General features: G+C 69.2%; 22 protein-coding genes. 6 read left to right on the top strand and 16 right to left on the bottom strand.

The features are described from left to right. Position 1: 1 nt before the first annotated feature. The 6 genes from M6444_RS21690 to M6444_RS21665 all read right to left on the bottom strand — a co-directional run bounded on the left by M6444_RS21690 (position 2) and on the right by M6444_RS21665 (position 8083). Positions 2–1447, bottom strand: coding sequence for an aldehyde dehydrogenase family protein (locus M6444_RS21690; protein WP_298332290.1), 1446 nt, complete (start codon positions 1445–1447; stop codon positions 2–4). A gap of 101 nt (positions 1448–1548) precedes the next feature. Further along, positions 1549–3843, bottom strand: a complete 2295-nt coding sequence (locus M6444_RS21685) for a S8 family serine peptidase (RefSeq protein ID WP_298332287.1) — start codon at positions 3841–3843, stop codon at positions 1549–1551. A gap of 40 nt (positions 3844–3883) precedes the next feature. Further along, positions 3884–4840: a deoxyribose-phosphate aldolase gene (gene deoC, locus M6444_RS21680; protein ID WP_298332284.1), complete on the bottom strand. Its 957-nt coding sequence runs from the start codon at positions 4838–4840 to the stop codon at positions 3884–3886. Between the two features lie 58 nt (positions 4841–4898). After that, complete coding sequence (locus M6444_RS21675) at positions 4899–6575, bottom strand: phospho-sugar mutase (RefSeq protein WP_298332282.1); 1677 nt, start codon at positions 6573–6575, stop codon at positions 4899–4901. 47 nt (positions 6576–6622) lie between these two features. Next, the gene (locus tag M6444_RS21670) at positions 6623–7447 is read right to left on the bottom strand and encodes a purine-nucleoside phosphorylase (RefSeq protein ID WP_298332280.1); all 825 of its coding nucleotides are present in this window, start codon (positions 7445–7447) and stop codon (positions 6623–6625) included. A 42-nt stretch (positions 7448–7489) separates the two neighbouring features. Beyond that, positions 7490–8083, bottom strand: a complete 594-nt coding sequence (locus tag M6444_RS21665; protein ID WP_298332277.1) for a signal peptidase II — start codon at positions 8081–8083, stop codon at positions 7490–7492. A gap of 673 nt (positions 8084–8756) precedes the next feature. On the opposite strand from M6444_RS21665, the gene M6444_RS21660 reads away from it, so the two are divergent. Next, a complete protein-coding gene (locus tag M6444_RS21660; protein ID WP_363326461.1) occupies positions 8757–10142 on the top strand; it encodes an NAD(P)H-quinone dehydrogenase in 1386 nt (461 codons plus the stop codon). Here M6444_RS21660 and M6444_RS21655 read toward each other — a convergent pair. The 6 genes from M6444_RS21655 to M6444_RS21630 form a co-directional block, all read right to left on the bottom strand. Next, positions 10139–10621: an NUDIX domain-containing protein gene (locus M6444_RS21655; protein ID WP_298332273.1), complete on the bottom strand. Its 483-nt coding sequence runs from the start codon at positions 10619–10621 to the stop codon at positions 10139–10141. The two genes, M6444_RS21660 and M6444_RS21655, sit on opposite strands and share 4 nt — an antisense overlap. Before the next feature lie 30 nt (positions 10622–10651). After that, positions 10652–11845 (bottom strand): LPXTG cell wall anchor domain-containing protein, encoded by a 1194-nt coding sequence (locus tag M6444_RS21650; protein ID WP_298332271.1) that lies wholly within the window; start codon positions 11843–11845, stop codon positions 10652–10654. An 82-nt stretch (positions 11846–11927) separates the two neighbouring features. Further along, complete coding sequence (locus M6444_RS21645; RefSeq protein ID WP_298332269.1) at positions 11928–12329, bottom strand: PPOX class F420-dependent oxidoreductase; 402 nt, start codon at positions 12327–12329, stop codon at positions 11928–11930. A 152-nt stretch (positions 12330–12481) separates the two neighbouring features. Then, on the bottom strand, positions 12482–14242 hold the full coding sequence (locus M6444_RS21640) for a biotin carboxylase N-terminal domain-containing protein (protein WP_363326464.1): 1761 nt from the start codon (positions 14240–14242) through the stop codon (positions 12482–12484). A gap of 120 nt (positions 14243–14362) precedes the next feature. Then, complete coding sequence (locus M6444_RS21635; protein ID WP_298332266.1) at positions 14363–14899, bottom strand: hypothetical protein; 537 nt, start codon at positions 14897–14899, stop codon at positions 14363–14365. A gap of 80 nt (positions 14900–14979) precedes the next feature. Continuing rightward, positions 14980–15381 carry a MerR family DNA-binding transcriptional regulator gene (locus M6444_RS21630; RefSeq protein ID WP_363326463.1) on the bottom strand — a complete coding sequence of 134 codons (402 nt, stop codon included), beginning with the start codon at positions 15379–15381 and terminating at the stop codon, positions 14980–14982. Positions 15382–15484: 103 nt separating this feature from the next. On the opposite strand from M6444_RS21630, the gene M6444_RS21625 reads away from it, so the two are divergent. Beyond that, the gene (locus M6444_RS21625; RefSeq protein WP_298332260.1) at positions 15485–16651 is read left to right on the top strand and encodes an acyl-CoA dehydrogenase family protein; all 1167 of its coding nucleotides are present in this window, start codon (positions 15485–15487) and stop codon (positions 16649–16651) included. A 78-nt stretch (positions 16652–16729) separates the two neighbouring features. After that, positions 16730–18259 carry an acyl-CoA carboxylase subunit beta gene (locus M6444_RS21620; protein ID WP_298332257.1) on the top strand — a complete coding sequence of 510 codons (1530 nt, stop codon included), beginning with the start codon at positions 16730–16732 and terminating at the stop codon, positions 18257–18259. Between the two features lie 8 nt (positions 18260–18267). On the opposite strand, the gene M6444_RS21615 is transcribed toward M6444_RS21620, so the two are convergent. Both M6444_RS21615 and M6444_RS21610 read right to left on the bottom strand, forming a co-directional pair. After that, entirely contained in the window at positions 18268–18957 is a 690-nt protein-coding gene (locus tag M6444_RS21615) for a Maf family protein (RefSeq protein ID WP_298332381.1), read from the bottom strand. Between the two features lie 85 nt (positions 18958–19042). Beyond that, positions 19043–20437, bottom strand: coding sequence for a dicarboxylate/amino acid:cation symporter (locus M6444_RS21610; RefSeq protein ID WP_298332254.1), 1395 nt, complete (start codon positions 20435–20437; stop codon positions 19043–19045). A gap of 466 nt (positions 20438–20903) precedes the next feature. Between M6444_RS21610 and M6444_RS21605 the strand changes: the two genes are divergently transcribed. Genes M6444_RS21605 through M6444_RS21595 form a run of 3 tightly spaced genes read left to right on the top strand, consistent with a single transcriptional unit; the run spans position 20904 to position 25551 of the window. After that, positions 20904–21179, top strand: coding sequence for a hypothetical protein (locus M6444_RS21605; RefSeq protein WP_298332252.1), 276 nt, complete (start codon positions 20904–20906; stop codon positions 21177–21179). Beyond that, entirely contained in the window at positions 21179–23350 is a 2172-nt protein-coding gene (locus M6444_RS21600; protein ID WP_298332250.1) for a bifunctional polysaccharide deacetylase/glycosyltransferase family 2 protein, read from the top strand. The genes M6444_RS21605 and M6444_RS21600 overlap by 1 nt, the downstream gene beginning before the upstream one ends. Further along, positions 23347–25551: a glycosyl hydrolase family 18 protein gene (locus M6444_RS21595; RefSeq protein ID WP_298332247.1), complete on the top strand. Its 2205-nt coding sequence runs from the start codon at positions 23347–23349 to the stop codon at positions 25549–25551. The genes M6444_RS21600 and M6444_RS21595 overlap by 4 nt, the downstream gene beginning before the upstream one ends. A gap of 39 nt (positions 25552–25590) precedes the next feature. Here the strand turns inward: M6444_RS21595 and M6444_RS21590 are convergent, their stop codons facing one another. Both M6444_RS21590 and M6444_RS23085 read right to left on the bottom strand, forming a co-directional pair. Beyond that, entirely contained in the window at positions 25591–25818 is a 228-nt protein-coding gene (locus M6444_RS21590; RefSeq protein ID WP_298332244.1) for an acyl-CoA carboxylase subunit epsilon, read from the bottom strand. Between the two features lie 35 nt (positions 25819–25853). Beyond that, the coding region (locus tag M6444_RS23085; RefSeq protein WP_363326462.1) for a carboxyl transferase domain-containing protein at positions 25854–25994 on the bottom strand (141 nt) is incomplete at its 5' end.

Below are 25994 nucleotides of genomic sequence, written 5' to 3'. Positions count from 1 at the left end.
GTCAGTCACGCTCCGTTCTCAGGTAGGACAGCAGGCCGTGCCGACCGCCCTCGCGGCCGTAGCCGGATTCCTTGTAGCCGCCGAACGGCGAGGTCGGGTCGAACTTGTTGAAGGTGTTGGCCCACACGACGCCGGCGCGCAACTGCTGCGACATCCACAGGATCCGCGAACCCTTCTCGGTCCACACCCCTGCGGACAGCCCGTAGGGCGTGTTGTTGGCCTTCTCGACCGCCTCGGCCGGGGTGCGGAACGTGAGCACCGACAGCACCGGGCCGAAGATCTCTTCCCGGGCGATGCGGTGCGCCTGCGACACCCCGGTGAACACCGTCGGGGGGAACCAGAAGCCGCGGTCGGGCAGTTCGCACTCCGGCGACCAGCGCTGCGCTCCCTCAGCTTCACCGACCTCGGACAGCTCGCGGATCCGAGCCAGTTGTTCGGCGGAGTTGATGGCCCCGACGTCGGTGTTCTTGTCCAGCGGGTCGCCGAGACGCAGGGTGCCCAGCCGCCGCTTGAGCCGAGCGAGCACGTCGTCGTACACCGACTCCTGGACCAACAGCCGGGAACCTGCGCAGCACACGTGGCCCTGGTTGAAGAAGATGCCGTTGACGATTCCTTCGACGGCCTGGTCCAGCGGCGCGTCGTCGAAGACGATGTTGGCGGCCTTGCCGCCGAGCTCCAGCGTGGCCTTGGTGGACGTGCCGGCGACGCTTCGGGCGATGGCTTTGCCGACCTCGGTGGAACCGGTGAAAGCGACCTTGTCGATGTCGCCGTGCTCGACGAGCATCCGCCCGGTGTCCCCGGCGCCGGTGATGATGTTGACCACCCCGGGCGGCAGGTCCGCCTGCTGGCAGATCTCGGCGAACAGCAGCGCCGTCAGCGGAGTGGTCTCGGCCGGCTTGAGCACCACGGTGTTGCCCGCGGCCAGCGCCGGGGCGATCTTCCACGACAGCATGAGCAGCGGGAAGTTCCACGGGATCACCTGCGCGGCGACGCCGTAGGGCTTCGGGTCGGGTCCCGCGCCGGCGTAGCCCAGCTTGTCCGCCCATCCGGCGTAGTAGAAGAAATACGCCGCGACCAGCGGAATGTCGACGTCGCGGGACTCGCGGATCGGCTTGCCGTTGTCGATGGACTCCAGCACGGCGAGCTCGCGGGCGCGTTCCTGGATGATGCGCGCGATGCGGAACAGGTACTTGCCGCGGTCGCGCCCGGACATCGTCGACCACGTGCGCGTGTAAGCACGGCGCGCTGCGGCGACGGCATTGTCCACGTCGGCCTGACCGGCCTCGGCGATGTCGGCGAGAACTTCCTCGGTCGCCGGATTCACCGATTTGAAACTCGCGCCGTCCACCGGATCGGCGAATGCACCGTCGATGAACAGCCCGTACGAGCTCTTGATGTCGACGATCGCACGCGACTCCGGCGCCGGTGCGTACTCGAAGTCGGTCATCGCGGATCAGTCCCCGGTGCAGCGATGGTGGTCACGCCCACCAGCGTAGACGTTCGACCGCCCGATATCGCAGTGCGCGGCACCGCGACCGGGCGCTGCGGTCAGGACAGCTGAGCGAAGTCGATGTCGCCCACCCGGAGCCGGAACCCGACTCCGTCGGCCAGCGTGCCGCCGGACGTGTACACCGAACTGTCGGGGGTGTCGGGTTCGGCGGGCGGGAAGAAGCCTTCGTCGATGACGAAGGGGGACTCGAGGATGATCTGGCGGTACACCGGTTCGGTCACCGAGATGCTCTTGTCCGGCCAGGTCTTCACCTCACTCCACGGGTGCCCTGGGTCTTGCCAGGCCGCCTCATACTCGGCCAGCACCGTTTCGCAGTCGTCGAGGGTGTCGTGGGTGATCTTGATGTCGGGCAGCTTTCCGCGCTCCTGCGCAGTCGCTTCTTCGCCCAGGGACAAGGTCAGTTCGCCAACGTCGCGGCCGACGTCGTCCTCCGCCACATGGCCGCTCACCGTGACCGGCACATCCCACCGGTAGCTGAACCAGGGTGTCCCGATGCCGAAACCGGGTCTCGGGCATTCGACCCGGTGCCCGGTGTAGTACTCGTGCGGCTGCAGGTGGCCGGTTCCCGTCACGTTGCCGTCCGCATCGATCAACAACAAACCCCCGATGAGCACGGTGAACGGGTCATCGAAACCCCACTCGAGGCCGGCCGAACGCCACGGGTAGAAGGCGTCCTCAGGGGGCTGGGCGTCGTCGTAGTAAGCCTCCCCGTCAGAGTAGGCCGCCGGATCGAGCGGGCTGTTCGCGAGACCTGCTCGGCGCCATACCTCCGACTTCGGCGGAAGGTACAGGCCCAGGCTGAACGGGACGATCTGCTGTGCGGTGGTGGGGTCGATGGGCGATTCCACCGACAGTTCGATGTTCAGGGCCTGCAGGAACGCCGTGGCGATGAGGCGCCCGTTCTCGGCGACCGACGACGACAAGGCGGTGCGGATGTCGGCCGGGGTGAGGTCGGGACGTTCGGCCAGCGCCACCGCGATCAGACCGGAGACGAGCGGTGCGGAGAACGACGTCCCCGACACGATCTGGTACTCGTCGGGTGGCACCGCCGCCCGAAGATGCGCCGCGGGCGCCAGCACGTCGACGTAGTCGACGTCCGGTGAACACGGCCAGACCGAGCCGTCGCGGGCCGTGCCGCCCACCGCGATCACCGACTCGAACGCGGCGGGCCACCCCGTCTCGTTACCACCGCCGGGGCACCAGTCGCTGCCGTCCCCGGTGTTGCCGGCGGAAGCCACCACGACGACATCGCGGTTCTCCGCGTATTCGACCGCCGGTCGCAGCACCTCGTCCGGACAGCTCCCCATCGCCTCCTGCCACGCCGCGCACCTGGCCGTGAGGCTGATGTTGATCACCTGCGCACCGTCGTCGACCGCGGCGACGATCGCCTCAGCCAGAGCACCTACGCCACCGGTTTGTTCACCACCATCGTTGTATACGTCGTGGACCCGGATGGCCGCACCGGTGGCGATGCCTGGCACCAGCCCGGAGTGTTCACCCACGATCAGCGACGTCACCGCCGTTCCGTGTTCGCCGGGTGTGTCCCGCCCCGGTTCGACGACGTTCGTCTCCGTGATGTCGGCCTGGTCGAGGTTCGGATGGGTGGCCGTGATGCCGTCGTCGATGACTGCGACGGTGACACCCTCACCGCGGGGCTCGGCCGGCAGTGCGTCGAAGTCCATCGCCTCGACCTGCCAGGTGGCCAGCCCCGCCGGGAAACCGTCAGTGCTGAACCCGCCCTCGTCCTCGATGATCGGCTCGGCGACGCTGACCCCGGCGACGCCGTCCTGTTGTCGCAGTTCGCCGATGCGGGCCTCGACGTCTTGGCCCGCCGGCACCGTCACCGTGCGGACGGTGGGCCTGCCCTCGGCATCGACCTCGGAGACGAGCAGATCGATCGGCTCGTTCGCGGGTGGAGTCGCCGACTCGGGCTGGCGTTCGGGTTCCGGCCAGGCAGGCACCTCCACCGCGGCTGACGGCTCGGACTCGACCTCACCGGAGAGCGCGGACACCGTGACTTCGTCGGCGTCTGCGGCGCTGAGCCGGTCCAGGGTGACCGAGCAGGCGCCGTCGGCGCACTGATCACTCTCGATGCGGATCGGTTCGTCGTGTCCAGCCAGGTGCAGCAGGTAGGCGTCGGCGTCGCCGACCGCTTCGAACGACACCACGAGTCCGTCGTCGTTGTCGATTTCCGCGGACACCGACGACGGCGCGGATGCCCCGCCGTCTTCCGCGCCGGGATCAGAGTCCGAACCGGTGCAGGCGGGCACGAGCAGCACGACGGCACCGACCACCAGGCCCGTCGTCCGGACAGCCGAGCGGGAACTGATCACGCGGGCATGAAATCAAAACACGTGACGACTGTCACGCTGGTCAGTCGATCGTGAAGTAGTCCGGTCCGGCGTAGCGCCCGGTGGCCATGCGCTGACGCTGCATCAACAGCTCGTTGAGCAGACTCGAGGCGCCGATGCGGAACCAGTCGGGGTCGAGCCAGTCCGAGCCGGTGGTCTCGTTGACCAGGACCAGATACTTGATGGCGTCTTTGGTCGTCCGGATCCCCCCGGCCGGTTTGACGCCGACCTGGCGGCCGGTGACCTCACGGAAGTCGCGTACGGCCTCGAGCATGGTGAGCGTCACCGGCAGGGTGGCCGCCGGAGCGACCTTGCCCGTGCTGGTCTTGATGAAGTCGGCACCGGCCAGCATGGCCAGCCACGAGGCGCGGCGGACGTTGTCGTACGTACTCAACTCACCGGTCTCGAGAATGACCTTCAGATGAGCCGGTTGCGCGGCCTGCTTCACCGCGACGATCTCGTCGAAGACCTGGCCGTAGCGCCCGGCGAGGAAGGCGCCGCGGTCGATGACCATGTCGACCTCGTCGGCGCCAGCGGCGACGGCGTCGCGCGTGTCGGCTTCTTTGACGGCGAGGCTGGTGCGGCCCGAGGGGAATCCGGTGGCGACACTGGCGACCTTGACCGTGCTGCCGGCCAGCGCCTGCTTGGCCACGCCGACGAGGTCCGGATAGACGCAGATCGCGGCCACGCGTGGCACGTCGCGATCGGTCGGGTCCGGGCGCAGCGCCTTGGCGCACAACGCACGGACTTTGCCCTCGGTGTCCTGCCCTTCCAGCGTCGTCAGGTCGATCATCGAAATCGCGAGATCGATCGCGAACTGCTTGGCGGTGGTCTTGATGGACCGGGTGGCCAGGCTGGCCGCACGCGCCTCGGCGCCGACTTGGTCGACCCCGGGCAGCCCGTGCAGGAAACGACGCAGCGACGCCTCTGTCGACGTGATGTCAGACAGATCGGTGTCGAACGTGGGCAGAACCGTCACGCCGCCGATTCTACGTCCCGCTGGATCGTTCGCCGCGCGTAGCGCGGATCCCGGGTGCTCAGAGGTCGAGGGCGGCCCTGACGTCGTTTCGAACCGTGTCGAGCCGGTTGCGTGCGACGGCGCGGGCGGCGGCGGGATCGTCCAGGGCCTCGACGATCACTTCGAGATAGCACTTGAGCTTGGGCTCGGTGCCACTCGGGCGGATGACGACACGCGTGTCGTCGGCGGTGAGGTAGCGCAACCCGTCGGTCGGGGGCAGCTCTCCGGAGTCGTGGGCGAGATCGTCGACGGTCGTCACCGGAGAGCCGCCGAGGCGTGCCGGCGGCTTCTGGCGCAACGTCTGCATGGCGGTGGTGATGATCGACAAGTCGTCCACCCGGATCGACAGCTGATCGGTCAGGTGGAGGCCGTGGCGTACGGCGAGGTCGTCGAGCAGTTCCCAGACCGTCCGCCCGGCTGCTTTCGCTTGCGCGGCGACCTCGGCGACCAGGACCGCGGCGGAGATGCCGTCCTTGTCGCGCACTGCGACCGGGTCGACGCAGTAACCCAGGGCTTCTTCGTAGCCGTAGACGAGTCCGGGCACCCGCGAGATCCATTTGAAGCCGGTGAGTGTTTCGGCATGCCGCAGCCCGTGCGCGGCGGCGATCCGCCCGAGCAGCCGCGAGGAGACGATGGAGTTGGCGAAGACGCCGCCGGCGCCGCGGCTGGCGATGTGCTCGCCCAGCAGCGCGCCCAGGTCGTCGCCGTGCAGCATCTGCCAGCGGTCGCTGCCGTCGTCGACGGGTAGGGCGAGTGCGCACCGGTCACCGTCGGGGTCGTTGGCGATGACGATGTCGGCGTTGATGTCTTGAGCCAGCGAGACCGCCAGGTCGACTGCCCCCGGCTCCTCCGGGTTCGGAAACGCGACCGTCGGAAAGTCCGGATCGGGCTCAGCTTGTTCGGGCACCGGGTGAACGTCGCCGAACCCCGCTCGGCGTAGCGCGTGGACGACGGTGCTGCCGGCGACCCCGTGCAGCGACGTGAGCACGATGGTGAGTTCGCGCGGACCGCCGGGCCGGGCGATCGCGGCCGCAGCGGAGACATAGGCCTCGATGACGTCCTCGCCGACGTTGCTCCACCCATTCGCGGCTCGCTCGACGGCGCCAACCGACGTGATGGTCGCGATGTGCCCCGCGATCTCGGTGTCGGCCGGAGAGATGATCTGCGAGCCGCCGTCGGCTCCGCCCAGGTAGACCTTGTAGCCGTTGTCCTGCGGCGGATTGTGGCTGGCGGTGACCATCACGCCGGCGTCGGCATCGAGATGCCGTACGGCGAAGGCGAGCACCGGCGTCGGCAACTCTCGGGGCATGACGGCGGCGTCGATACCGGCAGCGGTGAGAACCGCGGCGGTGTCGGTGGCGAAGGTGCGCGAGCCGTAGCGAGCGTCGTAACCGACCACCACCCGGTGCTGGCGCCCGTCAACCGGAGTCCTGGAGCTGAGCAGGAAGTTCGCCAACCCGGCAGCGGTCCGGATGACGACGGCCCGGTTCATCCGGTTCGGTCCGGCCCCGAGGGCGCCCCGGATACCGGCGGTGCCGAACTCGAGGAAGCCCGCGAACCGGTCGCGCAGGTCGGCCATGGCCCCGCTGTCGCCATCCACGGCCTCGGCGATCAGAGCGTGCAGTTCGGCCCTGGTGGACGGGTCGGGGTCGTCAGCCAGCCAGGCGTGCGCCTGTTCGATCACGTCGCTGGTCACCCGCGCCCATCCTCTCGCCTTCTGCTCGTAACGATCCTAGGCGGCGATCAGATCCGGGCGACGATGTCAGCCAGCAATGCGCTGATACGCGGACCGGCGGCCCGGCCGGCCTCGATGACCTCGTCGTGACTCAGCGGCGTTGCGCTGATACCCGCGGCGAGGTTGGTGACCAGCGACAGTCCCAACACCTCGAGACCGGCCTCGCGGGCGGCGATCGTCTCGAGCGAAGTGGACATGCCGACCAGATCGCCGCCGATCCGGCCGGCGAAGCGCACTTCGGCGGGGGTCTCGTAGTGCGGCCCGCGGAACTGGACGTAGACGCCCTCGTGCAGCGACGGGTCCACCTCGCGAGCCAGCGCCCGCAGCCGCGGCGAGTAGGCGTCGGTGAGGTCGACGAAGGTGGCGCCCTCCAAGGGGGAGGTCGCCGTCAGGTTGATGTGATCTCTGATCAGGACCGGGGTTCCGGCCGACCATTCATCGCGGAGCCCGCCGCAGCCGTTGGTCAGCACCAGCGTCTGTGCGCCGGCGGCTGCAGCGGTGCGCACGCCGTGGACCACGGCACGCACGCCCCGGCCCTCGTACAGGTGGGTCCGGGCGCCCAGCACCAGAGCGTGCCGGCCGGTCTCGCCGATCCGGATCGACCGGATCGTGCCGGGGTGTCCGGCGACGGCGGGTTTGGCGAATCCGGGAACGTCGTCACTGGACAGCTCGGCCACCGTCGGCCCGATCAGATCCGCCGCGGCACCCCAACCGGAGCCGAGGACGAGGGCGACCTCGTGTCGTGAGATGCCGGTAGCCGTCGCGATGTGCTCAGCGGCTGCTCGAGCCGCGGCCTGTGGGTCGCCGGAAAGGTTCGTGTCGTCCGCGTTCACCCGGGGACTGTATCTCGCTCGAAGGGAGCCGACCGCGACTGCTCACGCCTCGTCGGTCGACGCCCCGTGATCGTGTTCGTCTCGGTGGCCGGCGCCGTGGGCGTGGTGGCGACGACCGTCGACGCCCACGCCGCGCAGCGTGAGCACGGCGATCATGATCGCCGCCGCGACGATGGCGATGTCGGCGACGTTGCCCACGAAGAACCCGCCGTAGTCGATGAAATCGACGACGTGGCCCTCGGGGAACCCGGGCTTGCGGAACAAGCGGTCACCCAAGTTGCCGAAAGCGCCACCGAGCAACAGCCCGAACGCGACGGCCCAGCCGCGCGAGCCGATCTTGGTCGCGGCCCGTAGCACCACGATCACGACGATCACCACGATCAGCGTGAGCAGCCACGTCAGTCCGGTGCCGATCGAGAACGCGGCACCGGAGTTGTAGAGCAGCCGGAACTGGATGAACTCGCCGATGACGTTCACCGGTGCCTGATCACCGAGGGACTTCTCTGCCCAGTACTTCGTCAGCTGATCGACGGCGGTGATCAGTACTGCCAGGACGATCATCCGGCCGACGAGCCGGCGCGTGCGGCCAGCGCGTGGCTCCGGCGCGTCGGGCGATGGTTCAGGAGTCGTCGACACGCAGAGCAGACTTTCACGACCACCGTCGTCGGTGCGCACCGGCTCCGCGACCTGATGGGTGACACCGGCAGTGAAGGCTGGTCGTGAAGGCTCGGCCGCGAGGGCTGGCCGTGGGGGCTGGCCGTGAGGGCTGGTCGTGGAAGTAGGTCGCGGAGATCGGTGGTGAAGTGTGGTCGCGGAAGCAGACCGCGGAGATTGGCGCGGAGACCGATGGCGGATGCAAGTCGTGAAGGCTGGTCGTGAAGATCGTTGTGTGAACTGTGACCGATGCCGATGGTCGTGAAGATCGTCGTGGTGGAATATGCCGCTATAGCGCGCGCTTCCTGGCACGACGATCTTCACGATCGGCGGATTCGGCAGTTGTCAGCACGGCGATCTTCATGACCGCTGGGGCCCATGCGCTTCCATGCACGACGCCCCGCACGACCCGGCCGACCCAGTGCTGCTGGGCCAGGGTTCACGCCGAATCTCCTGCACGTCGCTGACTTCTGGAGGGTTTTCCACGCTTCCGAGCGCCAGGAAGGGTGGACAACCCGCCAGAAGTCACGCCCGCCAACGCGCGGCCCCTGACGCACGGCCCCTGACGCACGCCCGCCAACGCGCCCCCGCCGACGCACCTCTGCGAACGGGCACCCCGACGGGTGAGCCCGATGGCTGACCCCGATAGGTGACAATGGGTGCCGTGACACGTGTGGCGATACTTGGCGGAGGTCCCGGCGGCTACGAGGCTGCGCTGGTGGCAGCACAACTGGGCGCGGACGTCACGCTCGTCGACCGTGACGGCGTGGGTGGGTCCGCAGTGCTCAGCGACTGCGTGCCCAGCAAGACGCTGATCGCTACGGCCGAGGTGGTCACCGAGATCGCCGAGTCCGGTGAGCTCGGGGTGGTGACCGGGGACGACGCCGTGCGGGTCGATCTCGCCCAGGTCAACCGGCGGGTGCTGGCCTTGGCCAAGGCTCAGTCCGACGACACCGCCGCGGCCGTGGAGAAGGCCGGCGTGCGCATCGTGCCCGGCGTGGGCCGGCTGGCGCCGGGCGACCGCGTGATCGTCGAGGAGAACGGCGGCGGCACGCACGAGTTCGTCGCCGACGTCGCCCTGCTCGCCACCGGTGCGCGCCCGCGGATCCTGCCCGAGGCCGAGCCCGACGGCGAGCGGATCCTCAGCTGGGAGCAGGTCTACGAATTGTCCGAGCTGCCCGAGCGGCTCATCGTCGTCGGCTCCGGTGTCACCGGTGCCGAGTTCGCCAATGCCTACAACGCGCTCGGCGCCGACGTCGTGTTGGTCTCGTCGCGTGACCGCGTGCTACCGGGAGAGGACGCCGACGCGGCGTACGTCCTGCAGGAGGTCTTCGCCCGCCGCGGCTTGACGGTCCTGTCGCGCTCGCGGGCGGCCTCGGTTCGCCGAGCAGGCGATGGGGTCGTGGTGACTCTGACCGACGGGCGCACGGTCGAAGGCTCGCATTGCCTGATGGCCGTCGGCTCGGTCCCCAACGTCGACGATCTCGGGTTGGCGGAGTGCGGGGTTCGCCTCGACGACCGTGGCTTCATCAAGGTCGATCGCGTGTCTCGGACATCCGCGCGCGGCGTGTACGCCGCCGGGGACGTCACCGGTGTGCTCATGCTGGCTTCGGTCGCGGCGATGCAAGGGCGTACGGCCATGTGGCACGCCCTGGGCGATGCCGTGACGCCGCTGGACCTGAACACGGTGGCAGCCAACGTCTTCACCGCACCGGAGATCGCCACGGTCGGGTGCAGCCAGAACGCCGTCGACGCCGGCGAGATCGACGCCGTCGCGGTGAAGATGCCGCTGTCGACCAATGCCCGGGCGAAGATGCAAGGCATTCACGACGGATTCGTCAAGCTGTTCTGCCGGCGGGGCATGGGGACGGTCATCGGTGGGGTCGTGGTGGCGCCGAGCGCGAGCGAGCTGATCCACCCCATCTCACTGGCCGTGGAGGCGCGATTGTCCGTTGATCAGGTGGCACGCGCGTTCGCCGTCTACCCGTCGTTGTCCGGTTCCATCGCCGAGGCCGCGCGCCGCCTGCACCTGCGCGACTAGCCGTCGGCCGTCGGTGGGACGAACCACGTGGGTCCGTCCTTCTCGGCGAGATCCAGCCGTTCGCGCATCCGGTGCGCCATCGGAGGCAGGGCGTCGCGCGGGAACCACTCGACGGCCAGCGACTCGTCGTCGTTGACTCGTGCTCGCCCGCCGACGGCGCGGCAGCGCATGGTGATGTCGAGGAACTGGACGACGTCGCCGTTCGGGTACGTCAGCGGATCCTCGGCGACGACCGCGGCGATCCGGTCCACCTCGACGTGCACGCCGGTCTCCTCGAAGGCCTCACGCACCGCGGCCTGCGCCGGCTGCTCGCCCGGATCGGGGATGCCGGCGATCAGCGCCCATTCCCCGGTGTCGGCGCGCCGATTCAGCAGCACCCGCCCGTCGTCGTCGAAGATGACGGCGGTGATCCCCGGCACCCAGAGCAGGTCATGGCCCACGTGCTTACGCAGGGCGAGGATGAATTCGGGTGTGGGCATGATGTCGTCCGCAGCTCCGCCTGGGCCGGCCTAGAAGTCGGCGCCGAAGCCGCCGCCGAAGTCCCCACCGAAGTCGCCGCCGCCGAAATCTCCGCCGAAGTCGCCACCGACCTGGCCGCCGTCGGCGTACATCGGGCCGGAAAGCGCGGAGCCGAGCATGGTGCCCATCAGCATGCCGGGCAGGACCCCGCCGTAGTAGCCGCCGGCCCACCCGCCGTACGCCGGGCCTGCGTCCCAGTAGGGGCGCCGCTCGTCGCCGCCCACCGGAACCATCCGGATGCTCGGGTCGGCGCCGTTCTTCACCCGTAGCGCATCTGCTGCGCACGCCGGCACGAGGCGAGGAGCGCCACCGGGCGGAGCCCACTCGACGTCTTCGGCCGAGGGACCGTGACCGGGATCGAAGAAGCATGGCAGGCGGCGCTCGGGCAGCGGTTCGTGCTTGAGCCGGGCTTCGACACAGCCCAGCAGCCAGCGGCCTTCTTCCAGCGCATGCGTCACCGGCTTGAGGTCGCTGGGCTTCTCCGCTCGCTCGGAGTAGACCTTGGCCTGCTCGTACAGGTCGAGCGCACGGCCGTACTCGTCGCGGGCCTCGATCGGCACCGCCGACGTCGGCTGCACGTCGAGATCGAGCGCGGACAGTTGCTCACCGTAGGTGGTGATGTCGTCCTCGAGAGCGCCGCGCACCTGCTCGAGCTGGGCGCGTTCCTTGCTGAGCTTGTTCCGGCGATACAGCAGGAAACCACCGCCGCCGGCCGCGGCGAGAATCGCCAACGGCAGCCAACCGCCGCCCGACGAACCGGTCCCGCTGCCGGCAGCGCCCTCGTCGGCGGCGACCTCGTCGAGGCGGGGGACGACGTCGCTGATGAACTGCCCGACGTCGTCGGACGCCACCGCGGACTGCTCAGCCGCGGACATGACGGCCGAGCGATCCAGCAGAAGCGAGTCGGCCTTCCCGGTCAGGTCGGGGAAGACGGCGATGTACGTGGCGTTGTCGCCGACCGCGTTGGCGATGGCGCCGAGCCCGTTCTGGTCGGCTGCGGCGGAGCTGGGGAGGACAGCGACGTAGACCGGGGTGGACGCGCCGTCGAGAACCCGGCGCGCCTCGTCCTGCGCAGCACCGCCGAACGGGGTTCCGGCCGCCTCGAGTTCGCGTTCAGCTGCCGGATCGACGTACAGGCGCGAGTTCTGCAGAGATCGCCCGGCGTCGTCGTAGGCCCCGCTCATACCCCCATCATCCACGCTTGCCACCGGCATGCCCAGGGCGGCCCCGGGCAGTAAGCTGCCGCGGACCCACTGTGGTGGCGGCTCAGTCGTCGGGAGTGACTTCCACCACCTTGTCCGCGGCGACGCGAACGGTGACGCGCTGCTCACCTTCGGTGCGGAACGGGTACTCGTCCACGCCGAGGTACTTCTTCGCCAGCCGGTCGATGACCTCGTCGCCGTCCTCGGTGGTCATCTTCGCGACACCGGTCACGCTGGCCCAGTGCCAGGCGTGCTCAGGGTTGAGGACGCTCAGCGACACCGTGGGGTTCGTGCGCAGGATGCGTTCCTTCACTCGGCCGACCGCGGTGTTGAACAGCACCTCGTCGCCGTCGACGTCCACCCACACCACGGTGTTGTGCGGCACGCCGTCGTGGTCGACCACGGTGACCCATGCGGGGATCGGGCGGGAGAACAGGTCGCGAACATTGTCGGACAGAGCAGACATGCAAAAGGCCTTTCGGTCTCGGTCGTCGACGGCTCTCCAGCAGAGTCGTCACAGCACGTGTCACCGGGTTCAACGTTGTCGAAAGCGAGTGGCTTCCCCGCTGCTCGCCAGGGGTGTGGCCGAGACGGTGTGCTGCGGAGGTGACGGCTTCGTCAGTCGACGATGGTGCAGATGACCGCGCCGTTGCTGATGGTCGTGCCGATCTCGGCGCTCAGTCCGGTGACGGTTCCGGCTTTGTGCGCGGTGATCGGCTGCTCCATCTTCATCGCCTCGATGACGACGATGACGTCGCCTTCGGCGACGGTGCGCCCGTCTTCGGCATCGACCTTGATGATGGTGCCTTGCATCGGCGCGACGAGCGCATCGCCGCCGACCGTGCCGGCGCCGGTGCTACCCCGGGTGCGCCGTACGGGCTTACGGGCGTTGCCGGTCGCGGCCGGAGCGCCGAACCCGGCGGGCAGCACGACCTCGAGGCGCTTGCCGTCGACCTCGACGGTCACCCGCTCGCGTGGTGCGGGCTCCCCGCTCGCCGCACTGGTGGTGGGCTGGTACGCCGGCACGTCGCCGCTCCACTCGGTCTCGATCCAGCGCGTGTGCACTGTGAACGGCTCGATCGGGTCGGCCGGGACGAACGCCGGGTCGTCGAGAACGGCGCGGTGGAACGGCAGGACCGTGGCCAGGCCGTCGACCTCGAACTCGGCCAGGGCCCGGCGCGCGCGCTGGACGGCCTGGGTGCGATCGGCGCCGGTCACGACCAGTTTGGCCAGCAGCGAGTCGAAGTTCTGCCCGATGACGTTGCCGGTCTCGACGCCGGCGTCGACGCGTATGCCAGGCCCGGCCGGCAGGCGGAACTCGGTCACCAGGCCCGGCGTCGGCAGGAAATCACGGCCAGGGTCCTCACCGTTGATGCGGAACTCGATGCTGTGCCCGTGCACGGGTGGGTCGCCGTAGCCCAGCTCCTCGCCCTCGGCGATGCGGAACATCTCACGCACCAGGTCGAGGCCGGTGACTTCCTCGCTGACCGGGTGCTCGACCTGTAGGCGCGTGTTGACCTCGAGGAAGGAGATGGTTTCGTCCGCGCCCACGAGGAACTCGCAGGTGCCCGCGCCGACGTAGCCGGCCTTGCGCATGATCGCCTTGGAGGCGCGGTACAGCTCGGCGGTCTGCTCCTCGCTGAGGAACGGCGCCGGTGCCTCCTCGACCAGCTTCTGGTGGCGTCGTTGCAGTGAGCAATCGCGGGTGGACACGACCACGACGTGGCCGTGCTGGTCGGCCAGGCACTGGGTTTCGACGTGGCGGGGCCGGTCGAGGTAGCGCTCGACGAAACACTCGCCCCGGCCGAACGACGCCACGGCTTCGCGTACGGCGGAGTCGTAGAGGTCGGGGATCTCGTCGAGCGTGCGAGCCACCTTGAGGCCGCGCCCGCCGCCGCCGAAGGCGGCCTTGATGGCGATCGGCAGCCCGTGCTCGCGAGCGAAGGCGACCACCTCGTCGGCACCGGTCACCGGCTCGGGTGTGCCGGCCACCAGCGGAGCACCGGCGCGGGCGGCGATGTGGCGAGCGCTCACTTTGTCGCCGAGCGCGGTGATGGCCGACGGCGGCGGGCCGACCCAGATCAGCCCGGCGTCGATGACGGCCTGGGCGAACTCCGCGTTCTCGGCGAGGAATCCGTAGCCCGGGTGTACCGCATCGGCCCCCGCCCGGGTGGCGACGTCGAGCAGTTTGGTGATCGCCAAGTAGGTCTGGGCACTGGTCTCGCCGTCGAGGGCATAAGCTTCGTCAGCCAGCCGCGCATGGGGTGCGTCGCGGTCGCCGTCGGCGTAGACGGCAACGCTGGCCAAGCCTGCGTCGCGGCAGGCTCGGATGACTCGGACCGCGATCTCGCCCCGGTTGGCGATGAGTACCTTGCTGATGCGGCGACGCTGCACGCTCACCTCGCGACTCCTTCTCGGAACTGGTGCGAGTCTAGACACCCGGGCCGACGACTGCGCTGGTACGGGTTCCCCGGCCGAGGCGGTTGGACGGTTCGTCGATCAGTTGGGGCCGAGGTTCACCCCGCACTCCTGCGCCGCGTGTTGCCTGATGTTGTCGATGTTCGTCGCGACGGAATCGAGGTGACGCAGCGCGTCGGCAGCAATCGGGTCGAGCGTGGCGTCGGGATCGATGTCGATCTCAGCTGCCGCCGCGGCCGCGTAGGCGTCGGATACCGCGGACCAGTCACGTTTGAGCTCGTCCGGGGCAGCATCGACCATGGGCGGGAACATGTCGGCGAGGGCGGTGGCCGCGCTGGGATCGTCGAGGACCGCGTTGATGTCGAGTGACATGTGGGTCAGGGGCTTGATCGTCGCGCAGTACGCCGACACGTCGTCACTGTTGTCGGCGGCTGCGGTGCCGGTGCTGTCGCCGGAGCCGTCGGTGGCTCCGCCATCGCTCGGGCGCGCGGTCTGGCTGCTGGCGGGACTGTCGCCACCGGTCGCGGCGGCGTCGCTGCCGTCGTCGCTGCAGGCCGACAGCGAGATCGCGAGTGCGAACGCGCCGAGGAACGGCGCGATTTTCGCGGTACGTGGCATCCGAATGCTCCTGAGACGTCGTCGGTGTCGATCAAGCGGATCTCATTGTGCCGAGACCGGCTGTGGTGGGACCGCTCGCCTCACTGTGGACGGGCGCCGAGCCGGGCCAGGTCGGCGCGGCACCGGCGTTCGACGTCGTCGAGCTCGGCCAGGGTGGCGTCGATGTCGCGGCGGCGCAGCTCCAGTTCGGCGCGGCGTACGTTGATCTGTTCGAGCAGGTACTGCAGCTGGCCGACCTCGCCGGGGGCGGCGTCGTACATGCCGATGATCTTCTTGATCTCGTCGAGGCCGAACCCCAGCCGCTTGCCGCGCAGCACCAACCCGAGGCGGACCCGGTCGCCGTCGTCGAAGATCCGCCGGGTGCCGTTGCGTGCGGGGTTGAGCAGTCCTTGCTCTTCGTAGAAGCGAATGGTCCGTAGCGTGACGCCGAACTCGTCGGCGAGCTCGGTGATGGTCCACGTCCGCTCGTCGCCCACGCCCATCGCTCCCATCCGTGATCACGTCCACGACCCCTGGTGAAGACATCAGAACTTACGTTAACGTAAGCGTCAACGCCCATCCATTCACGAACGGAAGCGGGAGACGATGACGTTCGAGCTGTCGGCTGAGCACGAGGAGTTCCGCGGCGTCGTCCGCGACTTCGCTCGCGCTGAGATCGAGCCGCATGCCGCCCGATGGGACCGCGAGCACACCTTCCCCGTCGATGCCGTTCGTGCGATGGGTGAGCTCGGCCTGTTCGGGCTCACCGCTCCGCAGGAGTACGGCGGATCCGAAGCGGGCCTGACCGGGCTGTGTGTGGCGATCGAGGAGATCGGGCGGGTGGACCAGTCCATGGGCATCACTCTGGAGGCCGCCGTCGGCCTCGGCATCACGCCGATCCTCACCTACGGCACGGACGAGCAGAAGCAGCGCTGGCTGCCCGACCTGGTGGCCGGGCGTGCGCTGGCCGGATTCGGCCTGACCGAACCGGCCGCCGGTTCCGATGCCGCCGCGACGGCCACCCGTGCGGTCCTGGACGGCGACGAATGGGTGATCAACGGTGCCAAGCAGTTCATCACGAACTCCGGTACCGAACTGACCAGCTGTGTCACCGTGACGGCCCGGACCGGGGAGAAGCCTGACGGTACGCCGGAGATCTCGGCGCTCATCGTGCCCGCGGGGACCGACGGCTTCGTCGTGGAGCCGGCCTACGACAAGCTCGGCTGGCACGCCTCCGACACGCACCCGCTGACCTTCGACGGTGCCCGTGTGCCGCGCGATCACCTCCTCGGTGCCCGTGGCGCGGGGTTCTCCCAGTTCCTGGCCACGCTCGACGACGGACGGGTGGCCATCGCCGCTCTCGCGGTCGGCTGCATCCAGGCGATGATCGACGCCTCGGTCGCCTACGCGAACGAGCGCAGCGCCTTCGGTGCACCGATCGGCAGCAACCAGGGCCTGGCCTTCCAGATCGCCGACTTGCAGGTCATGGCCGAATCGGCGCGGCTGCTCACGTACAAGGCGGCGGCCCTGCGCGACAACGGCGCTTCGCCGGCCCAGGTCAAACACGCTGCGGCCGTGGCCAAGCTGCATGCCACCGAGTCCGCCGTCACCGCGACCCGGATCGCCACGCAGGTTCACGGTGGATACGGATTCATGGAGGAGTACCCTGTCGCGCGCTTCTACCGTGATGCGAAGATCCTCGAGATCGGTGAGGGCACGAGCGAGATCCAGCGGATGATCATCGCGCGTGGGATGGGGTTGCCGGTCCAGTGAACCGGGCGGTGATCACGGCCATCGCGGCGGGAAGCAGCCGCCACGGTCCATGATCACCGGGAGTGGAAGGGGCTGAGCGTGCAGCGCGACCACGAGGCCGAGGTGCGAGCGGCGCGCGAGGCGACCTTGACGCCGTCCGAAGCCGGTGCGGCGAAGCTGGCCTCGCAACACAAGTTGTACGTCCGCGAGCGCGTCGGGCTGCTGTTCGACGAGGGCACGTTCGTCGAGGACGGCCAGCTCGCCAACGCCCTGGCCGACGGACTGCCGGCCGACGGCGTGGTCACCGGTCGCGGGCTCGTGGACGGCCGGCCGGCGCTCGTCGTGGCCAACGACCCGACCGTCAAAGCCGGTTCATGGGGTGCTCGCACCGTCGAGAAGATCGTCCGCGTGACCGAGACGGCGCTGCGCGACGAGCTGCCGGTGTTCTGGTTCATCGATTCGGCCGGGGCGAGGATCACCGATCAGGTGGAGCTGTTCCCCGGCCGGCGCGGTGCCGGGCGGATCTTTCACAACCAGGTGGCGCTGTCGGGCAAGGTGCCGCAGATCTGCTGCCTGTTCGGCCCCAGCGCGGCAGGCGGCGCCTACATCCCGTCGTTCTGCGACTTCGTGGTGATGGTGGAGTCCAACGCGTCGATGTACCTCGGCTCACCACGCATGGCCGAGATGGTCATCGGCGAGCGGGTGTCGCTGGAGGAGATGGGCGGCGCACGGATGCATGCCACGGTCTCCGGTTGCGGGGACAATCTGGCCGCCGACGACGCCGAGGCGATCGAACAGGCGAAGGCGTTCTTCTCCTACCTACCCGGCAACTGGCGCGCGCGCCCGCCGTCCTACGCCGCCGGTGCGCCCACGCGGCAGTTCACCGCTGAGCTGGTGCCGGCCGAGGAAGCCGTGGGCTACGACATGCACGACGTCGTGGACGCCCTGCTTGACGACGACTCGTTCTTCGAGGTCAAGCCGCTGTTCGCGGCTGAGCTCATCACCGGGTTCGGGCTGCTGGAAGGCCAGCCGGTCGGGGTCGTGGCCAACCAGCCGGCCGTCAAAGGCGGGGTGTTGTTCGTCGACTCCTCCGACAAGGCCGCCCGGTTCATCTGGTTGTGCGACGCCTTCAACGTGCCGTTGATCTATCTGGCCGACGTCCCGGGTTTCATGATCGGCTCACAGGTGGAGCAGCAAGGCATCATCCGCCACGGCGCGAAGATGATCACTGCGGTGGCCGAGGCCACGGTGCCGACGGTGTCGGTGATCGTCCGCAAGGCCTATGGAGCAGGGCTCTACGCCATGTGCGGGCCGGGCTTCGGCCCCGACGCCTGCCTCGCGTTGCCCACCGCGAAGATCGCCGTCATGGGTCCGGAAGCGGCCGTGAACGCCGTGTACTTCAACAAGATCGCCGCCATCGAGGACGAGACCGAACGTGCGGCCTACGTCGCGAGCTTGCGAGCGGAGTACGAAGCCGACATCGACATTCTGCGGCTGGCCTCGGATCTGGTCATCGACGCGATCGTGGAGCCCAGCGCGCTGCGGGCCGAGATCGTCGCCCGGCTGGCCGCGGCAGCGGGCAAGGACCGGCACTTCTCCAGCCGCCGCCACGGGGTGCCGCCGGTCTAGGGGCGGGCTCAGGCCGCGCCGCGTCCGCTGCGCCGGGCCCGGCGCCGCACCGGTTCGTGGTCGGGATCGACGCGCCACAGATCGGTGATCGAGACGCCGAGGTCGGCCAGCATCGTGCGCAGCAGGGGCAGGGACAGGCCGACGACGGCGTGATGGTCACCTTCGATGCCGGTGATGAACGCTCCGCCGAGCCCGTCGACGGTGAACGCGCCGGCCACCCGCAACGGTTCGCCGGAGGCGACATAGGCGTCGATCTCGTCGTCGGTGACGTCGGCGAAGTGGACCTGTGTCGTGGCAGTGGACCCGAACGACGCTCCGGTACCGCCCTTGCCCGGGTCGCGCCGGTCGATGACCCAGTGCCCGGTGTGCAAGACGCCGGTACGCCCGCGCATGAGGCGCCACCGCTCGGCGGCTTCGTTGCCGTCGGTGGGTTTGCCGTACGCCGTGCCGTCGATCTCGAGCATGGAATCGCAGCCCAGCACGACCACGTCGGAGAAGGTGCCGTCGACGACCTGCTCTGCTTTGGCCCGCGCCAGCAGCAACGGAATCTCAGCGGGAGGCAGCGGCCCGCGGGCGGCCTCCGCGTCGGCCAGAACCGCGTCCTCGTCGACGCCGGACACCTGGACCACCGGTTCGATTCCGGCCGAACGCAGCGTCGCCAGGCGCGCGGGGGACTGGGAGGCGAGTATCAGGCGCATCACAGCAGTCGATGGTAACGGCCGGTGATCATCGGCGACCCTCCCCATGATCGTGCGGGACGATCGCCGATGATCACGACAGCGATCAGGCCGGAACCGGGTTCTCGGCGCGCTCGTCGACGTCGTCGGTGAAGGCGTCCGCGCCGTGGCGGGAGTTGTACACGTCGACGTCCAGCAACCCCTCGCGCTTGGCGACGATGGTCGGGACCAGCGCCTGCCCGGCCACGTTGACCGCGGTCCGGCCCATGTCGAGGATCGGGTCGACAGCCAGCAGCAGACCCACCCCGGCCAGCGGTAGACCCAGTGTGGACAGCGTCAGGGTGAGCATGACGACGGCGCCGGTGGTCCCAGCGGTCGCCGCCGAGCCGACCACCGAGACGAGGACGATCAGCAGGTAATCCGTGACCGCCAGATCGACGCCGAAGAACTGCGCGACGAAGATCGCCGCGACCGCGGGATAGATGGCCGCGCAGCCGTCCATCTTCGTCGTCGCACCGAACGGCACCGCGAACGAGGCGTACGAGCGGGGGACGCCGAGGTTACGTTCGGTGACCTGCTCGGTGACCGGCAGGGTGCCGATCGACGAGCGCGAGACGAAGCCGAGCTGAATCGCCGGCCAGGCACCGGCGAAGTACTTCAGCGGGTTCAGCCCGTGGGCCCGCAGCAGGGCCGGATACACCACGAACAGCACCAGCGCCAGGCCGATGTAGATCGCCAGGGTGAACCGCCCGAGGGAGCCGATGGCGTCCCAGCCGTAGTCGGCGACCGCGTACCCGAGCAGCCCGGCCGTGCCGATGGGCGCGAGGCGGATGATCCACCACAGCACCTTCTGGATGATCGCCAGCGCGGAGCGGTTGAAAGCCAGGAACGGCTCGGCCTTGTCCCCGAGCTTCAGCGCCGCGATGCCGATGGCAGCAGCGACGACGATGAGTTGCAGGACGTTGAAGCTCAACGACGTCGTTGCGGACGCGGCGCCGTCGGCGGCCTCCACCGACGTGTTGGCGGACAGGCCGAGGAAGTTCGACGGCACCAAGCCGGTGAGGAACGCCCACCAGTCACCGGTACTGCCGGGCTCGCCGGCGGCCTCTTCGGTGACGGACGTGTGCGCGCCGGGCTGCAGGATCAGTCCGAGGCCGATACCGATGGCCACCGCGATCAGTGCGGTGATGGCGAACCACAGGATGGTCTGGCCGGCCAGCCGGGCGGCGTTGGTGACGTCGCGCAGGTTGGCGATACTCGCGACGATCGCGGTGAACACCAACGGAATGACGGCAGTGCGCAGCAGGTCGACGAACAAATCACCGACGGTGTCGAGCGAACTGGTCAGCCAGTTCGGCGAGCCGTCGGCGACGGGACCCATGGAGCGGGCGATCAAGCCCAGGGCGACACCGGCCACGAGGCCGATGAGGACCTGGACGGAGAAGGAGGGGAGGCGGAGGCGTTTGGATGCGGGCGCGTCGGTCGTACCGGTCGCGGACATGTATCAGGAAGCCTTTCGCTCGAGATCGTCGGCCGGATGGCAGGGGCATGCGTCCGGCAGGGGTAGGCATGCGTCGAGTGCGCCGCGGCCTAGAGCCGCAGGCGCGGTGTCATCACAGCAAACAGGCTTGACTGGCCTGGCGTCGCAGATCGACGTACAGGCGGTTCGTCAGGCTCCAGATGTTGACCATCTCCCCGAGGCCAACCTCGGCGCTGACGTGCGTATTCCCGAATTCGCCCGACAATCGTGAAATTTCTGCCCAACGGCCGAAGTGCCTAGGCGGACGGGCCCGGATTCGGGACCATCGGCCCTGGGCACGGCGTTTCGCACCACATCATCATGGTCGAGGCTGGCGGCGTGTCGAGACACGTCGGTGGGGTCGCGAACTCGACCGCCCGCCAGGCTCACACGGCCATCGGCCGTCCACAGATGCGCAAGAAATTTCGGGGGGAACATGCTCAAGTCGATGGATGATGCCGCGGTGCCGGCCTCAGGGGCTCGGAACATCGCGCTCGTCTCGGCGCCGCAACTCGTGAAGGAACACTCGCCGGTGTTCGTCGACGCGGGCGGGCGTCGCGTTCGCCGGTCGGTCTGGGCCGGCTCGTTGGTGTTCGTCCTGTGCGCCGCGTTCATGGCCCTGCTGCTGGTCAGCCTGACCGGTGACCGGGTCGGGCCGCAGGTGCCGCCCGAGGCGTCCCAGGACCGCCCGGCCAGGGTCGTTCCCGTTTCCGAGGCCGAGTGATGCGGCTGAACGCTCCGTTCGGCCATCCGCGTCCCCGGTGGAACCCACGCAGCTCCGCGCCGCGGCTGCACTGGGTGATCATGGCCGTCCTGCTCGTCACGCTCACCTGCGTGTTGTTGGTGAACGGCCTGATCAACTCCCAGTTCGGGGCCGATCACCGGGTCGCGCCCGCGACAGACTCGTACACGGTGCCCGACGCCGTCATCGACGGCGGGCCGATCATCGACATGCGCGGTGGCGATGAGCGCTCGTACCAGATCCCGGACCACACGGTGGTGCTGACTTTCGACGACGGTCCCGATCCGGTCTGGACACCGCAGGTGCTCGACGTCCTGAAGCGCCACGACGTTCCCGCGACGTTCTTCGTCGTCGGCAACCGGGTCGCGCAGGACCCGGGTCTCGTGGCCGACATCGTCGAGTCGGGCAGCGAACTCGGGATCCACACGTTCACGCATCCCGACCTCGCCTACACCTCGTCGTGGCGCCGGGACATGGAACTGTCCGAAGTGCAACTGGCGCTGGCCGGTGCTGCGGGCAGGACGTCGACGATCATTCGCCCGCCGTACTCGTCCACCGCCTCCGCCGTCGACGACAACTCGTGGCCGACGGTGCGAGATCTCGGCGCCAACGGGTACCTGACCGTCCTGACCACGCACGACACGAAGGACTGGGCGCGCCCAGGCGTGGACAAGATCGTGAATGCCGGCGTGCCGGAAGACGGGCACGGAGGCATCGTGCTGCTGCACGACGCCGGCGGTGACCGGTCTCAGACCGTCGCGGCGCTGGACCGGCTGATACCCGAACTCCAGGACCGCGGCTACACGTTCAGCACCGTCGCCGACATCGTCGGCCGGCCGAGCCTGAACCCGCCCGCCGGCCGGTGGGAAAGTCTCCGCGGCGAGGTCGTGCTGGTCGTCGTGGGGGTGGCGACGGTGGCCGCGGGGATCCTCGTGGTCTTGATGACCGCGGCAGGTGTCCTGGTCGTCGGACGGATCCTGCTACTGCTCATCCTCGCTCGCCGGCACGCCCGACGGGTCGGGGCGAACGTGCCCGCCGTGCCGATCACCGAGCCCGTCTCGATCGTCGTTCCGGCCTACAACGAGCGTGAGTGCATCGCCGACACCGTGCGGTCCCTGGTGAACAGCGACCATCCCGTCGAGGTGATCGTCGTGGACGACGGCTCCACGGACGGGACGGCCGACGTCGCCGAAGCGCTCGGTCTGCCCGGCGTCACGGTCGTGCGCCGCCCCAACGGCGGCAAGCCCGCAGCGCTCAACACCGGGATCGCCCATGCCCGGCACGAACTGATCGTCATGATGGACGGCGACACCGTGTTCGGTCCCGACACCGTGCGCCGGCTCGTGCAGCGCTTCGACGATCCGCTCGTTGGCGCCGTGGCCGGCAACGCCAAGGTGGCGAACCGGGCCGGGCTGCTCGGCCGTTGGCAGCACATCGAGTACGTGATCGGCTTCAACATCGATCGCCGGGCCTATGACGTCCTGCAATGCATGCCGACCATCCCCGGTGCCATCGGGGCCTTCCGCAGGCAAGTGCTCAGGGAGGTGGGCGGCGTCAGCGCCGACACGTTGGCCGAGGACACCGACCTGACCATGGCCGTGTCGCGCAGCGGCTGGCGGGTGGTGTACGAGCCCAGCGCCGTCGCGTGGACCGAAGCCCCGTCGACGCTGAGCCAGCTGTGGCGGCAGCGGTACCGGTGGAGTTACGGGACCATCCAGGCGTGGTGGAAGCATCGCCGGGCCATCCGGGAGTCCGGGCGGTCCGGCCGGTTCGGCCGGATCGGGCTGCTGAACGTCGGCCTGTTCCAAATACTCCTGCCGCTGCTGGCGCCGCTGATGGATGTCTTCCTCGTCTACGGCCTGCTGTTCCTCGACCCGCTACGAACGCTGCTCGCATGGCTGGGGTTGATGGCGCTGCAAGGCGTCAGCGCCGTGGTCGCGTTCCGGCTGGATCGTGAGCCGCTGCGGCCGCTCGTGTGGTTGCCACTGCAGCAGATCGTCTATCGGCAGTTGATGTACGCGGTGGTGATCCAGTCCGTGGTGACTGCGGTGACGGGGGTGCGGTTGCACTGGCAGAAGCTGCGCCGCGTCGGCGGGTTGGAACAGGCGGTCACGCCGATCGTCGCCGAGTCCGGCGAACGGGTGCAGCGATGACGGGCCCGATCGCCCCGGCCGGCGGAGGACGAGAGCGCTATCTGGACGTCTACCGGGCGATCGCGCTCGTGCGGGTCGGCATGTACCACGTGTTCGGCTACGCGTGGCTTTCCATCCTGTTCCCGGCGATGGGCGTCATGTTCGCCGTCGCCGGATCGTTGACCGCGCGCTCGCTGGACCGGGCGCCTGCGGCGAGCGTCATCGGCAAGCGGATGCGCAGGCTGCTGCCGTCGTTGTGGCTGCTGGGCATCGTGGTCGTGCCCGCGATGCTCCTGCACGGCTGGACCGCAGGTGCCGAGGGATCGCCGCTGCGGTGGAACGACCTCGTGTACTGGATCGTGCCGGTGTTCGACCCGCCGGGCAGCGACTGGGGGGCCAACGCCACCTCACCGCTGTGGTACGTGCGTGCGTATCTGTGGTTCGTCGTGTTGTCGCCGCTGTTGCTGTGGGCGTTCCGGCGCTGGCCCGTGCGGACGGCGCTGGCGCCGCTCGCGCTGATCGCTTCGGCGACGGTGGGCTGGCCGAATCTGGACTCGATAGGCGCCTCCGGCGACGCGCTGCGCGACTTCGGCACGTACGGAACCTGCTGGGTGCTCGGGTTCGCGCACCGCGCCGGGACGTTACGGCGCATCCCGTTGCCGGTCGCGGTGCTGCTGGCCGCGGTCACGATGACCGCTGGGTTGTCGTGGGCACTGACCCACGCGGGGGGCGAATTCGGGTACGACCTGAACGAGATTCCACTGGCTCAGGCGCTGTGGTCGGCCGGGGTGGTCCTGGTCCTGCTGCGTTGGGAGCCGAACCTGGACCGCGTCGACCAGGTGCCGGTGCTGGGGCGGATGGTGACGCTGATCACCGCACGCGCGGTCACCATCTACTTGTGGCACAACGTCGCTATCGATTTGGCCGTTGTCGTCAACGACCGCGTGGGGCTGTACGGAACCCCCGAGCTCGTGGTGACGGCGGTGCTCCTGACCGGCGTGGCCATCCTGCTGTTCGGCTGGGTGGAAGACCTCGCCGCACGCAGGCCGGTCCAGCTGGTGCCCGGCTTCAGCCGCCGGGCGGCTCGGGGCCGTCGAAGGGTCCGCACATCCGGCGCCACGCCCGCCGGAACTGGTCCCACGCCGGCGCGGGAGCGAAGGACATCGCGCTTGGCTGGTCGGCTCGTCGTGGCCGGCGGTGCGGCGATGTTGCTGGTGGCGTGGGTCGGGCCGCCACTGGCGAACCGGGTGACCGAACCTGAGCACGAGTTCACCGCCGGTGCCTACCTGGTGCCGTGGGACAACGAGCGTGGGATCGACGCCATGGCCGCGGCGTCGGATGTGCTCGATTCCGTCAGCCCGGTCTGGTACACGCCGACAGACAACGGGGAGCTGGTGCGCAGCTCCGAGACGGAAGGATCGGCCACGGTGATCAAGCAGGCCCGCGCCGCCGGGCTGAGCGTCATCCCGTCGATCAGCAACTTCCGCGACGGCGAGTGGGATGCGGACCTGGTGAGCCGGATCGTGCACGAACCACGGCTGCGCCGAGCTCACGTCGAGGCTGTGGTCGACGAGGTCGTCACGCACGAGTGGGACGGCATCGACCTCGACTACGAGGCCCTCGACGTCGTCGACCACGACGAGTTTTGTGGCTTCGTCGCGGAGCTGGCGGCAGCGCTGCATGAACAGGACCGCAAGTTGACCGTTGCCGTCCCGGCCGGAACGGCGGAGAGCCGGCCCGAGCTCGCCCGGCTGTACAAGCGGCTGGGCAAGTCCGCGGACGAGGTCCGGGTGATGGCCTACGACTTCGCCTGGCAGGGTTCCGAACCCGGCCCCATCGCGCCGACGGACTGGGTGGACGACGTCCTGGCGTTCGTGGTGCGCCAGGTCCCGCCCGAGCGGGTCGTCTTGGGCCTGCCTGGGCACGCCTACGACTGGGGTTCCGGCGCTCAGGCCAAAGACCTGATGTTCACCGAGGCCGAGCAGCTCGCGGAGAACACCGGGAGCAAGGTGCACTGGAACGCCGACGCCCAGGTGCCGTGGTTCGCCTACACCGACGCCGACGGCCTCGAGCACGAGGTGTGGTTCGAGGACGCGCCGAGTCTGGCCGCGAAGCTGGAGGTCGCGCACGATTACGACGTCGGAGGCATCTTCTTGTGGCGCCTCGGCGGGGAGGATCCGCGGACCTGGGCAGTGCTGGAGCGTATGACGCGCGAGTGGTGAGCGGTGCCGCGCCGCTGTGGAAGAGCCACAGGCACGCCGTCAGCGACGCAGTGCGCTGGCGCGCCAGGCATCGACACCCGGGGACAGCGGAGCGCGCCGCTGGTTCCAATAGGCCGCCCAGGACGACGGGCGCGGTGGGACCGCGCCCCCGGCATTGCCTGCGTCGCCACCGGCGCGGGCCCAGAGCACGGTCACCAACACGGCGAGCTCGGCCTGCGTCGGGTTGCCCCGCACCACCCGCAGGACCGGCTCGGCGTCGTCGCTCATGCCGGCCATCGTAGTGCCGGCCGACCGTGGCGGGCCTACAGCGGGATGTTGCCGTGCTTCTTCGGCGGCAGGGTCTCGCGTTTGGTCTGCAGCGCGCGCAGCGCCTGCGTGATCGACAGCCGGGTGCGCGACGGGATGATGACGGCGTCGACGTAGCCGCGTTCGGCCGCGGTGTA

It is taken from the genome of Haloactinopolyspora sp. (assembly GCF_027324685.1).
Taxonomy (GTDB): Bacteria; Actinomycetota; Actinomycetes; order Jiangellales; family Jiangellaceae; genus Haloactinopolyspora.
The sequence above is the reverse complement of the archived record's forward strand: the minus strand, read 5'-3'. Positions and strand labels throughout refer to the sequence as shown.

Excerpts from the sequence above, each read along its gene's own strand:
- M6444_RS21625 (WP_298332260.1), top strand. The coding sequence starts at position 15,485 with ATGACGTTCGAGCTGTCGGCTGAGCACGAGGAGTTCCGCGGCGTCGTC.
- M6444_RS21590 (WP_298332244.1), bottom strand. The coding sequence starts at position 25,818 with ATGAGCGACGACGCCGAGCCGGTCCTGCGGGTGGTGCGGGGCAACCCG.
- M6444_RS21650 (WP_298332271.1), bottom strand. The coding sequence starts at position 11,845 with ATGAGCGGGGCCTACGACGACGCCGGGCGATCTCTGCAGAACTCGCGC.
- M6444_RS21690 (WP_298332290.1), bottom strand. The coding sequence starts at position 1,447 with ATGACCGACTTCGAGTACGCACCGGCGCCGGAGTCGCGTGCGATCGTC.
- M6444_RS21635 (WP_298332266.1), bottom strand. The coding sequence starts at position 14,899 with ATGCCACGTACCGCGAAAATCGCGCCGTTCCTCGGCGCGTTCGCACTC.
- M6444_RS21610 (WP_298332254.1), bottom strand. The coding sequence starts at position 20,437 with ATGTCCGCGACCGGTACGACCGACGCGCCCGCATCCAAACGCCTCCGC.
- M6444_RS21600 (WP_298332250.1), top strand. The coding sequence starts at position 21,179 with ATGCGGCTGAACGCTCCGTTCGGCCATCCGCGTCCCCGGTGGAACCCA.
- M6444_RS21630 (WP_363326463.1), bottom strand. The coding sequence starts at position 15,381 with ATGGGCGTGGGCGACGAGCGGACGTGGACCATCACCGAGCTCGCCGAC.
- M6444_RS21615 (WP_298332381.1), bottom strand. The coding sequence starts at position 18,957 with ATGCGCCTGATACTCGCCTCCCAGTCCCCCGCGCGCCTGGCGACGCTG.
- M6444_RS21660 (WP_363326461.1), top strand. The coding sequence starts at position 8,757 with ATGGGTGCCGTGACACGTGTGGCGATACTTGGCGGAGGTCCCGGCGGC.
- M6444_RS21605 (WP_298332252.1), top strand. The coding sequence starts at position 20,904 with ATGGATGATGCCGCGGTGCCGGCCTCAGGGGCTCGGAACATCGCGCTC.
- M6444_RS21655 (WP_298332273.1), bottom strand. The coding sequence starts at position 10,621 with ATGCCCACACCCGAATTCATCCTCGCCCTGCGTAAGCACGTGGGCCAT.
- M6444_RS21595 (WP_298332247.1), top strand. The coding sequence starts at position 23,347 with ATGACGGGCCCGATCGCCCCGGCCGGCGGAGGACGAGAGCGCTATCTG.
- M6444_RS21645 (WP_298332269.1), bottom strand. The coding sequence starts at position 12,329 with ATGTCTGCTCTGTCCGACAATGTTCGCGACCTGTTCTCCCGCCCGATC.